We start from the raw sequence: 10,177 nt of genomic DNA, 5'->3' as shown, positions 1-10,177 counted from the left end.
GCCCGCACCTTCATCTATCGGGGAACAGCCACCCTCCGCACCATCGCTGATAGAGGTAGCTCGCTCCCGCGATTACCCCATGTTCATATTCGAACTACCGGTCACCGACCGACGACTATTGGGTGGGAAAGAGACAGGCAGCTCTCGGGAGCGAGAAAGCGTGTAGCGGACGTCACCCCGGCTCGCTGTGCATGACGTCCGTAGGGGAGACAACGGATGCTATCGTTGCTCACCGGGGGGCGCGCCTAGCTGCTGTTTCGACGCCTCCGCTTCGCTCCAGTGGCACTGTCAGTACGTCTGTACTCAGACGGTAGGATGAATTTGTCGCGTTGATCGTAAATTCTGTCGCCACGTAGCGCGGACGCGCGGAGCAGCCGAGCGCCTCGCCAGGCTACGAAGGCAAACCACATAGCCGTAGCGACAACCAGCGTGGCAAGAACGGTCGCTTCGGCGCCGTTCAGCTTGCTGCGAAATGGCAAAATTGCGAGCCACGGTATAGCCGCAATCAGAAGCGTCAGGTGGCCCCTGCCAACGCCCGTGCCCTGACCCAGATCACGATCAACGAAGCGCCGCAGAAGCTTGTTTGCCAGCATACGATCTATGATGCCGCAACAGATCGATGCCCGCTAGCAGGTATGGACCGTGAGCGATGGAATGACTGACTTTGGGCGGCTGCGGACAGGCCGCTTTCGTGCCAGGATCGTTTGAGCGGCAGCTAACCATCGAGCCGGGACCAAACAACTAGGTCGCGGCCGGCATCTGTGCGGATCGGGCCGCGATGCTCGCTCTGATCTGTTTGCGAATCGACAGGCCGGCGAGGTGCTGGTTGACCCCGGAATAGCCTTCCGCGTTCAGGGTGCGTTTAATCTGCTCCACGTCGCGGCAGCTGCTATCTCGTGCGAGCTCGAGCGCGCGTTCCGGAGTGGTCTTTCTCAGCATCCCCTTAGCCCTTTAGGTACTCTCGCACCTTGTCGGCACTGTTTCCGACCGCGCCAACTGCCTCGCGCAGCCGCGCTTCGGAGACGCCCAGGCTCTTGGCCCAGTCACGAACTTCGTAGTCCTCGCTTAGGCTGATGCGGTCGCGGTCAGGCGAACCCACGTTGTTCTTGTTGTCCGACATTCCACTCTCCTCTGGGATCATAACGCTTCCGACTCACCAAGGATGCAGGATGCTGGTGGAAGTCTGATATTAGGGCGTCAGCGGACGGCGGCTTCTCGCTCCAGGAGCGGACCGGCGGCTTTGAACGGGCTGGCGTTAGCTGGATCCCCTGCCACTGGCCGTGGAACAATCAGCTATGGGCGAACACGCCGTTTGGCACCGTGCGTGCGACAGCTGAGCGCCAGTAGCTGCCGTTGCAAGATGCTTCAGCGCTTCCCGATAGCTGCCGAAGGTTCATGTCCTGCAACCTGAGCGCAGCCGGGCATTCGCCGGCAGTTAAAGGTGCTGCTCTGTTCCACGGGACGATCGTTCTTTCAGTCGGCCCTTTTTGGCCAGGGAGAACAAATATGGGAACGTCGCAATATGATCCACGCCCGTCTGGCTCGCGTGCCTGGAACTCAGGATGGAAGGTCGGTGCCAAACGAGCGCTCAAACCAAAGCAGGTGTGGGAAATCCGCTTCTTCCTGGACCAGAACCGCCGGATTCGAGACCGTGCGCTGTTTGACCTGGCGATCGACAGCAAGTTGCGCGGCTGTGATGTGGTGAAGGTAAGGATTGGAGACCTGGTGGCCAGCGGGCAAATCCGCAGCCGCGCGATCGTGGTGCAGTCGAAGACCGGCAAGCCCGTGCAGTTCGAGTTGATGAGCGATGCTCGTGCAAGCCTGCTTGCATGGCTGGAGAGGCGCGGCGGCACTCTTGCCGATTATGCATTTCCGAGCCGTCTCGACTACAAGGATCATCTGAGCGCAAGGCAATATGCCCGCCTCGTTCAGGAATGGGTGATGTCCATCGGCCTCAGGCGTGAGGAGTACGGGACGCACTCGCTTCGACGCACCAAGGCTTCGATCATCTACAAGGCCACCGGGAACCTCAGGGCTGTGCAGATACTGCTTGGGCACAGCAAGATAGAGAACACCGTCCGCTACCTTGGCGTTGATGTTGAGGATGCGCTGGCGTTGGCAGAGAACACCGAAATCTAGACTCATTTCCGGTCCGGCGCTCCCGCGCTGGACCGGGCTGCTAAGAATGAACTTGGAAGAGGCGCATCCTCCAGCTTAGCGCCAACAGCTGCCTTTCTGGGCCCCTTCCCTGTTTCTTGAAAGCTGCCGTAGGTTCAGCTTGAGGCTCGGGCTGTGCCGTAGCATTTTGAAGCTCATGTGTCGGCTAGCCGCTGATCGACTGCATGAGGAGGCGCTGATGCATTAGCTGCCTCGGCAGCTTAGCCGTCGAATGAGACGCCGTCTCTCCGGATCGGTGAGCGGAGGTAACTCGGTATTTTCGTGAGCGATCCGGGCTCATCGGCCGATATGAAAATGGGGCAGCCTTATTGCTTTGTTGGGAATTCGCTCATATCTCGGGGGCAATCGAACTCGCCAGGCCTCTACCCGTAAGGGTATGCACACTTGGCGGGTCTTTTTTTGTCCTGCTAAGCAGGATCGGTGCCACGCCCTTTCACAAAACCAGCGACGACAATCGCGCAGCAGCTCCAACATCTTCAGGCTGAGGGCATGGCGATCCCCGACAAGGCGCGCGCTGAGCACTGGCTACGGCACGTTAGCTACTACCGCCTGAGCGCCTATTGGCTGCCCTTCGAGCATCCCAAGGGAAATCCCGGGCAACGCTTTCTGCCGGGCACGAGCTTCGATACTGTCACTGCTCTGTACGATTTTGATCGACGCCTTCGACTGGTAGTCCTCGACGCGATTGAGCGGATCGAGGTCGCTGTGCGAGGCAGCTGGGCGTACGAGCTGGCGCAGCGGTTTGGACCGCACGGTTATCTCGACGCAAGGCTCTACTATCATCCGGGCAAGTACCAAGAGAACTTAGTCCGTTTGACCAAGGACGTGGCAAACTCGCCCGAGACGTACATCGACCACTACCGTCGTACCTATGACACACCGGCGATGCCGCCAGTGTGGATGGTGGCGGAGATGATGTCGTTCGGGCAGCTCTCCCGCTGGTATGCGCTGCTCGGCGATCGGGCGCTGCGCAACGCTATAGCCAGGCCCTTGGGTCTACCAGAGGCAGTGCTGGTGCCGCTCCTGAAGCATCTCTCCACGATCAGAAACAGCTGCGCGCACCATGCGCGCCTCTGGAACCGTGGCTTCCTGCTGCGCATGAGGGTGCCGTCCAAACCGGCTGCTCTCCTCAACACGCTCGAACCACCCGCAGCTCATGCCCCAGCCCAACTCTACAACGCTCTGGTCCTGATCGTTTACCTGCTGCGACAGGTAGATCCGACATCTGTCTGGCGAGATGAGCTTACGACGTTGCTCAATCAGCATCCAACCAGCGACCTCTGTGCCATGGGTTTTCCATCAGGATGGGATGCCAGACCCTTGTGGCGTTGATCGACGAGCTCGAACGCTTGGCAGAGGTCCCGCTGGCGAGATGGCTGTTCGGAGTCCTTTGTTGCCCCATAAGAGCGAGCGCTCTTTCCGATACCTGCACTCATTCATACCCCTTGCGACCCCGTTCGGGCGGCATCTTAGGGGGGCGGAGCTGCCATGCTGGAGAAGGTGGTTTACCGGCCGTCCGCTCTTGGGAGCGCCGAAGACGTAGCCTTCGGACAGGATGCGGCCGCTAACGACCACTTTCAGCCACGTCCCGATGGCCCGGGAACGTCTGCTCACCCCCAAACCGGCCACTGGCTTTCCATTAAGAGGTCAGACAGCAGTGCCGGTTCACGAAGCACCGCCTGTCACCGGCTATTCTCGAAAGCCGCCAATCTTCCAGATGTGCGGTTACACGCAGAGAAAAGGCTTGAAATGTGGCTAACGGTCCGCCGCTCGGGATCAGATTGGGATCGTTGATGACCGCGGGCTTGCCTCGTACTTCGCCTCTCCGTCGGCATCCACAGCCATCGCCTTCAACAGCGCGTCGAGCAGTCCGGGGAAGCGCGCGTCCAGCTCGGCGCGGCGGAGCGCGTTGAAGTGCGTGGTGCCTCTGGTCCGGGTGCAGATCAGCCCGCTATCGCGGAGGACGCGGTAGTGATGGGACATGCTCGATTTCGGACGGCCGGCGTTGAGCACGGAGCAGGTCGCCTCGGACATCTTAGCCAAGCGACCGACGATTTCGATCCGAACGGGATCGGTGAGTGCCTGGCACACGTTCTCCAGTGAGATATCGTCGAGGGCGGGGTGGGAGATGCCTTTCACCGGACGGTCGATAGCACAGGTCGGTAGGCCGCACCATTGTACGCTTGTAGTCGAACAATAGAACGACTACTCCGCTCGCCTGCTTTTCCCGCCGGAGATCGCGCGTGCCTACGTTATTTGACCCGTATGCCCTGAAGAGCGCCACGTTGCGCAACCGCATCGCCGTTTCGCCCATGTGCCAGTACATGGCCAAGGACGGCGAGGTGAACGACTGGCACCGCGTCCATTACGAAGGCCTGGCTCGCGGCGGCGCAGGGCTGGTCGTAGTGGAGGCGACGGCGGTTGCGCCGGAGGGGCGGATCACGCCTGCAGACCTCGGCTTGTGGAACGACACGCAGACGGAGAAGCTGCGTCCCGTCGTCGAATCGATCAAGCGCTGGGGCGCGGTGCCCGGCATCCAGATCGGGCATGCCGGTCGCAAGGCGAGCGCAAATCGGCCTTGGGAAGGCGATAATCACATTCCTGAGGGCGATCCGCGTGGATGGGAAACGATCTCGCCCTCTCCGCTGGCATTTGGCGGCGACCTGCCACGCGTGCCGAGGGAGATGACCGTCGATGACATTGTCCGTGTCCGCAGCGACTTCGTCGCCGCCGCCAGGCGCGCCCGCGACCTCGGGTTCGAATGGCTCGTGCTCCACTTCGCGCATGGCTATCTCGCCCAGAGCTTCTGGTCAGATCACGCCAATCAGCGCGCCGACGGGTACGGCGGCAGCCCGGAGAACCGCGGCCGTTTCCTGATCGAGACACTGGCGGCCGTGCGCGAGGTCTGGCCGAAGGACCGCCCCCTTACTGCGCGTTTCGGGGTCATTGAATTCGACGGCCGCGATGAGGAGACGCTGGCACAATCGATCGGCCTCATCCGGCAGTTCAAGGCTGCGGGGCTCGACTTCGTCGATGTCTCGGTCAGCTTCTCGACGCCGAATGCCGAAATCCCTTGGGGCGCTAATTTCATGGCCCCGGTCGCCGAGCGTGTCCGACAGCAAACAGGCCTGCCGGTTTCGACCAGTTGGTACATCAGCGACGCCGAGCAGGCGAACGCACTGGTGGCAAACGGGCAGGTCGATCTCGTCATGCTCGGTCGCCCGCTACTTGCGGATCCGCATTGGCCCTACGCCGCCGCGCGCAAGCTCGGCATCGACAAGCCCGCCTGGGTCCTTCCTGCACCCTACGCCCACTGGCTGGAGCGATATCGCTCCGCCTGAGCGTCATGATTGGCCTCGTCGCCTGTGGCGAGGTCAATTTGGTCAATTCCACACGCACGACTGCCGGGACCAATTATCACAGGGCCCGGCGTTCCGCGTTTTTTAGAACCCCGGCCGGTGCCAGAAAGGCGGCGGTCCGAACGAGAATGGGGCGGACGACAGGGTAATCACCTAGATGCAGGCCGCGCGCGGGACTGGCTGGGGTGCCCGGACCCAGGCTCGCATCAATCGATCCGCCGCAAGCGCTCCACTGCCGGTGGCCCGGCCAGCAGCGTGTTGAACCGCGCCGCAAGGCTAGTGAAAGCTGGCGCCTGCATGTGGGCGTCGAGTGCGGCCTGATCTGCCCAGGACTCGATCATCACAATGACGCCGGGCTCGTCGCGGCTCTCATGTGCAGCATAGGTGAGGCACCCAGGTTCACGGCGCACCTCGGGTATGATCGCCCCAACCGCTGCGGCGAGATCGGCGGCCTTGCCGGGCAGGGGAACAAGGCGAGCGACCACATGGACCACGGCATCAATCAATGTCGGCCTCCCAGCCCTCAAGGACGATCTTCCCCCGCGTAGTCGTGCTCTCGAGCTGGCGGTGGGCGGCGATCAGGTTCGTGGCATTGATCGGCGATAGCCGCTCGGTCAACGTTGTGCGGATCGCGCCGGCATCGACCAGGTCGGCGACGGTGTCGAGCAGGCGGCCTTGCTCGCCCACGTCGGGTGTGTCGAACAGCGGTCGTGTGAACATCAATTCCCAATGGATCGACACTGCTTTGCGCTTGAACGAGACCACATCCAGGCTCGAGGGGTCATCGATTAGGGCGAAGCGGCCCTGCGGCGCGATGAGTTGGGCAATATCGGCCAGGTGCCGATCGGTGTGCGTCGTGGAGAAGACGAACGCCGGCGCGCCCAAGCCGAGCGCGTCCACCTGGCCAGCAAGCGCCTGCCGGTGATCGATCACGTGGTGCGCGCCCAGTGCACGGACCCAATCCCGGGTCTCGGGCCGAGAGGCAGTGGCGATGACCGTCAGGTCGGTGCGCGCGCGGGCAATCTGGATTGCGATCGAGCCGACCCCACCAGCGCCGCCGATGATCAGGATCGTGGCCGCGCCGCCAGAAGGCTTGTCATTGACGCGTAGTCGGTCGAACAACGTCTCCCAGGCGGTAATAGCGGTGAGCGGCAGTGCCGCGGCCTCCGCTGCGCCAAGACTCTTCGGCCGGTGACCGACGATGCGTTCGTCGACGAGCTGATACTCGGCGTTGCTGCCGTCGCGCGCGATGTTGCCGGCATAAAAAACCGGATCGCCAACCCTGAACCGCGTGACATCCGGACCCACCATTTCAACGACGCCGGCCGCATCCCATCCCAGGATGCGCTCCGATCGGCCCTCAAACGGTTCCGCGCCGGCACGGACCTTGGTGTCGACGGGGTTCACCGACACCGCCTGCACAGCGACCAGGATGTCCCGACCGCCCGGAACGGGACGCGGGAGATCCAGATCGATCAGTGCATCAGGCCGGTCGATCGCTCCGGGCTTGCGATAGGCTATGGCGCGCATCCTGTATGCTCCTCCCGTTGGTGACAATCCCGACATAGCTATAGCGGGACGTGACGGGACACATACAATCGGGCCACGGTGTAAATGTATTCGCTCTGACCGCTAAACAACGCCATTGTGCGCTCGATCGGCCGGCGAATGCGACGCTCATCGGTTAAGCGCCGCCATCTGCGGGGCGGCATAGCGGGTGCCGGCCGCCGCGCCGGGCGGCAGCACCTCATCAATTCGGGCGAGGTCGGCTCCGCTCAGCATCACCTCAAGCGCGCCGAGATTGTCCTCGAGATATTTGCGGCGCTTGGTGCCGGGGATCGGCACGATGTCTTCGCCCTGGGCCAGCACCCATGCGAGAGCTAGTTGCGCGGGCGTGCAGCCCTTGTTCGCAGCCATTCCCTCAATCGCCGCCACCAGGTCGAGGTTCTTGCCGAACGCCTCGCCTTGGAAGCGCGGGGCATTCCGCCGGTAGTCGTCGGCTGGCAGGTCGTTGGGGCTCTTGAACTGCCCGGTCAGGAAGCCTCGCCCCAGCGGGCTGTAGGGAACGAAGCCGATCCCGAGCTCGCGCACGGTCGGCAGGATCTCGTCCTCCGGATCGCGGCTCCAGAGCGAATATTCCGTCTGCAAGGCGGTGATCGGGTGAACCGCATGTGCCCGGCGCACGGTTGCCGGCGCCGCCTCGGAAAGTCCCAGATACTTGACCTTGCCCGCCGCTACGAGCTCCGCCATGGCGCCCACCGTCTCCTCGATGGGCACATCGGGGTCGACTCGGTGCTGATAGTAGAGATCGATCACGTCGAGCCCCAGGCGCTTCAGGCTGGCGTCGCAGGCCTGGCGAACATAGTCGGGGCGCCCGTTGATCCCGCGAAAGCTCCCGTCGTCGCCGCGCACGTTGCCGAACTTGGTGGCGACGACGACCCACTCCCGCCGGTCGCGCACCACGCGGCCGACCAGCTCTTCATTGGCACCCACGCCGTACATGTCGGCCGTATCGAGGAAGGTAACGCCGAGATCGAGCGCACGGTTAATCGTGGCGATCGACTCGGCATCGTCCCGCCCGGCGTAGAATTCCGACATGCCCATGCAGCCGAGGCCGAGGGCTGAGACTTCGAGGCCCTGGGAGCCGAGCTTGCGCATCTTCATGGTGTCGTTCCTATCTGGGGCCGCATCGTCCGCCACGAGACGCAGATCTGGTGCGGGTGCAGCGATGCGGTTGTAAGTCGTGCCAACACACGTGACCGTCTAGAGTTGCGTAGCCCTGCCATCGGCGAAGCGTTGTTGGCGGACGATCTGCCGCCTTCGTCGGCTCAGCCAGGCAGGGGCCACCGCGCTGATGGAGCACGGATGTCTGGAACACAGCACGCGGAGCATTCAGCTCATCCCGGCAGCCCGCCGCACAGCCATTGCTACGCTTGCCCAGTCGATGTCTTCGCCTTCTTGGGCGATCGCCGCGCGCAAATGATCGCGGATGACGCCGAGCACCGGCATCGCCACGCGCGAGGCCGTTGCCGCCGCGTCGACGAGGTTCATGTCCTTCAGCCCCAGAGGCGCTGCGAAACCCGCCGGGCGAAAGCGGTCTTCGACGAGGATATCGCCATAGGTTTGGTACACTGGGGCACCGAACAGGGTTCCCGTCAGTACCTCGAGCAGGGTCGCCCGGTCGACGCCGCCCTTCTCTGCGAGCGTCATCGCCTCGGCCATGGCTTCGACGGCGGACATGATCATGAAGTTACCGCTGAGCTTCACCAGGTTCGCTGCCGAGGGCGTCGTGCCGACCCGGAACACGCGCTGCCCGATCGCCATGAAGAGCGGCTCGCACGAATCGACATGCTCGGCAGCGCCTGCGGCGACAACGAACAGCTTGCCTGCTTCAGCCGCCACGGGTCTCCCGAACACAGGAGCCGAGACAAAGCCGCCCTCGCCCGTGTGATCCGCTGCGAGCCGGTCGGCAAGCGCCACGCTGATCGTGCTGTGCGAAACGTGAAGCGCGGGGCCGCCGAGAATACCATCTTGTCCGTAGACCGCCGCTTCCACGGCTGCGTCGTCAGCAAGCATCGTCATGATAACATCACCGTCAGCCGCATCGGCCGGGCAGATTGCTCGGCGGGCACCCGCGTCGACCAGTGCGTCGGCCTTCCCCGGCGTGCGATTCCACACCGCCAGCTCATGCCCAGCCTTGAGCAGGTTGGTGGCCATGGCGCTGCCCATTCGGCCGAGGCCAACGAAACCCACCTTCATGCCGCACCCCCTTCCATGTGCGCCTTGAACGCTTCGGCATGATCTGGATGCCAACGCGATAGCGCCGGACGGTTCTCGATGATGTCGCCTGCGCCCCAGGCGATCCGGCGCTCGTCAATCTCGCGGGTGACGTCGTTGTCCGGGCACAGGATGTAGAAGTCGCCCTGTGCCATGCCCGCGAGCATGAAGTCGGCGACCTGCTCGGCCGTCCATGCCGCTGCGGGCTTCTCCGCGACGCCGCGACGCTTGGTGAAGCCGGTGTAGGTGAAGCCGGGGATCAGCAGATGGGCGCTCACCCGGCCCCTTGTCTCGAGCAGGTCGTGCGCGAGCGACTCCGTGAGCGCCTTCAGACCGGCCTTGCTGACGTTGTACGCCGTGTCTCCGGGCGGAAGAGTGATGCCCTGCTTGGAGCCCGTGTTGACGATCGCGCAAGGCCAATCCGCCGCGATCATGCCGGGAAGGAACTGCTGCACGCCGTAAACCACACCCATCAGGTTGGTTGCCATCGTGCGCTCCCAAACGTCCGACCCCGCGAGGATGCCGCCGCCGCCCTCGCGACCTGCATTGTTCATCAGCAGCGAGACGGGGCCGAGTGCATCGGCGGCCTGTTTGAGCGCCTCGACCTGATCTCGGTCGCTGACATCGGTGGGCACCGAATGCACGTCAACGCCTTGCCCCCGGAGATCATCCGCAGCAAAGGCCAGCTGGTCCTCGTCTATGTCGGCAATCACGAGGCGCATGCCGGCGGTACCGAGCCTCTGAGCAACTGCAAGGCCGATGCCGCTCGCGGCGCCCGTGATTACCGCAACGCGATCCGCTAAGATGGCGGGATGCTGATCCATATGTTGTCCTCGGAAATCAGGGAAGAATGCGCTGCCGCT

General features: G+C 63.2%; 11 protein-coding genes. 3 read left to right on the top strand and 8 right to left on the bottom strand.

What is annotated here, in order from left to right; genetic code table 11:
• Positions 1–741 precede the first annotated feature (741 nt).
• A complete protein-coding gene (locus FHT02_RS17960) occupies positions 742–939 on the bottom strand; it encodes a hypothetical protein (protein WP_184090951.1) in 198 nt (65 codons plus the stop codon).
• Between the two features lie 4 nt (positions 940–943).
• The gene (locus FHT02_RS17955) at positions 944–1,120 is read right to left on the bottom strand and encodes a DUF3606 domain-containing protein (protein ID WP_184090949.1); all 177 of its coding nucleotides are present in this window, start codon (positions 1,118–1,120) and stop codon (positions 944–946) included.
• A 386-nt stretch (positions 1,121–1,506) separates the two neighbouring features.
• On the opposite strand from FHT02_RS17955, the gene FHT02_RS17950 reads away from it, so the two are divergent.
• Both FHT02_RS17950 and FHT02_RS17945 read left to right on the top strand, forming a co-directional pair.
• A complete protein-coding gene (locus FHT02_RS17950) occupies positions 1,507–2,139 on the top strand; it encodes a tyrosine-type recombinase/integrase (RefSeq protein ID WP_184090947.1) in 633 nt (210 codons plus the stop codon).
• 528 nt (positions 2,140–2,667) lie between these two features.
• Positions 2,668–3,510, top strand: a complete 843-nt coding sequence (locus tag FHT02_RS17945) for an Abi family protein (protein WP_221239556.1) — start codon at positions 2,668–2,670, stop codon at positions 3,508–3,510.
• Between the two features lie 444 nt (positions 3,511–3,954).
• Here FHT02_RS17945 and FHT02_RS17940 read toward each other — a convergent pair whose 3' ends face one another.
• A complete protein-coding gene (locus FHT02_RS17940; protein ID WP_184090943.1) occupies positions 3,955–4,317 on the bottom strand; it encodes a helix-turn-helix transcriptional regulator in 363 nt (120 codons plus the stop codon).
• A 104-nt stretch (positions 4,318–4,421) separates the two neighbouring features.
• On the opposite strand from FHT02_RS17940, the gene FHT02_RS17935 reads away from it, so the two are divergent.
• Positions 4,422–5,519, top strand: coding sequence for an oxidoreductase (locus FHT02_RS17935; protein ID WP_184090941.1), 1,098 nt, complete (start codon positions 4,422–4,424; stop codon positions 5,517–5,519).
• A 224-nt stretch (positions 5,520–5,743) separates the two neighbouring features.
• On the opposite strand, the gene FHT02_RS17930 is transcribed toward FHT02_RS17935, so the two are convergent.
• The 5 genes from FHT02_RS17930 to FHT02_RS17910 all read right to left on the bottom strand — a co-directional run bounded on the left by FHT02_RS17930 (position 5,744) and on the right by FHT02_RS17910 (position 10,138).
• Positions 5,744–6,043 (bottom strand): putative quinol monooxygenase, encoded by a 300-nt coding sequence (locus FHT02_RS17930; protein ID WP_221239555.1) that lies wholly within the window; start codon positions 6,041–6,043, stop codon positions 5,744–5,746.
• Positions 6,036–7,067, bottom strand: a complete 1,032-nt coding sequence (locus FHT02_RS17925; protein ID WP_184090939.1) for a zinc-binding alcohol dehydrogenase family protein — start codon at positions 7,065–7,067, stop codon at positions 6,036–6,038. The genes FHT02_RS17930 and FHT02_RS17925 overlap by 8 nt, the downstream gene beginning before the upstream one ends.
• A gap of 147 nt (positions 7,068–7,214) precedes the next feature.
• Positions 7,215–8,201 (bottom strand): aldo/keto reductase, encoded by a 987-nt coding sequence (locus FHT02_RS17920; RefSeq protein ID WP_184090937.1) that lies wholly within the window; start codon positions 8,199–8,201, stop codon positions 7,215–7,217.
• A 228-nt stretch (positions 8,202–8,429) separates the two neighbouring features.
• Positions 8,430–9,296 carry an NAD(P)-dependent oxidoreductase gene (locus FHT02_RS17915; protein ID WP_184090935.1) on the bottom strand — a complete coding sequence of 289 codons (867 nt, stop codon included), beginning with the start codon at positions 9,294–9,296 and terminating at the stop codon, positions 8,430–8,432.
• Positions 9,293–10,138, bottom strand: a complete 846-nt coding sequence (locus FHT02_RS17910) for an SDR family NAD(P)-dependent oxidoreductase (protein WP_184090933.1) — start codon at positions 10,136–10,138, stop codon at positions 9,293–9,295. Before FHT02_RS17910 ends, FHT02_RS17915 begins: the two co-directional genes overlap by 4 nt.
• Between the last annotated feature and the right edge of the window lie 39 nt (positions 10,139–10,177).

The organism is Sphingomonas xinjiangensis (assembly GCF_014199255.1).
In the GTDB taxonomy this organism is placed as follows: Bacteria; Pseudomonadota; Alphaproteobacteria; order Sphingomonadales; family Sphingomonadaceae; genus Sphingomonas; species Sphingomonas xinjiangensis.
The sequence above is the reverse complement of the archived record's forward strand: the minus strand, read 5'-3'. Positions and strand labels throughout refer to the sequence as shown.

Bases quoted from the DNA above. Each gene is read 5' to 3' on its own strand.
- FHT02_RS17960 (WP_184090951.1), bottom strand. From the start codon at position 939: ATGCTGAGAAAGACCACTCCGGAACGCGCGCTCGAGCTCGCACGAGAT.
- FHT02_RS17955 (WP_184090949.1), bottom strand. From the start codon at position 1,120: ATGTCGGACAACAAGAACAACGTGGGTTCGCCTGACCGCGACCGCATC.
- FHT02_RS17950 (WP_184090947.1), top strand. From the start codon at position 1,507: ATGGGAACGTCGCAATATGATCCACGCCCGTCTGGCTCGCGTGCCTGG.
- FHT02_RS17945 (WP_221239556.1), top strand. From the start codon at position 2,668: ATGGCGATCCCCGACAAGGCGCGCGCTGAGCACTGGCTACGGCACGTT.
- FHT02_RS17925 (WP_184090939.1), bottom strand. From the start codon at position 7,067: ATGCGCGCCATAGCCTATCGCAAGCCCGGAGCGATCGACCGGCCTGAT.
- FHT02_RS17920 (WP_184090937.1), bottom strand. From the start codon at position 8,201: ATGAAGATGCGCAAGCTCGGCTCCCAGGGCCTCGAAGTCTCAGCCCTC.
- FHT02_RS17915 (WP_184090935.1), bottom strand. From the start codon at position 9,296: ATGAAGGTGGGTTTCGTTGGCCTCGGCCGAATGGGCAGCGCCATGGCC.
- FHT02_RS17910 (WP_184090933.1), bottom strand. From the start codon at position 10,138: ATGGATCAGCATCCCGCCATCTTAGCGGATCGCGTTGCGGTAATCACG.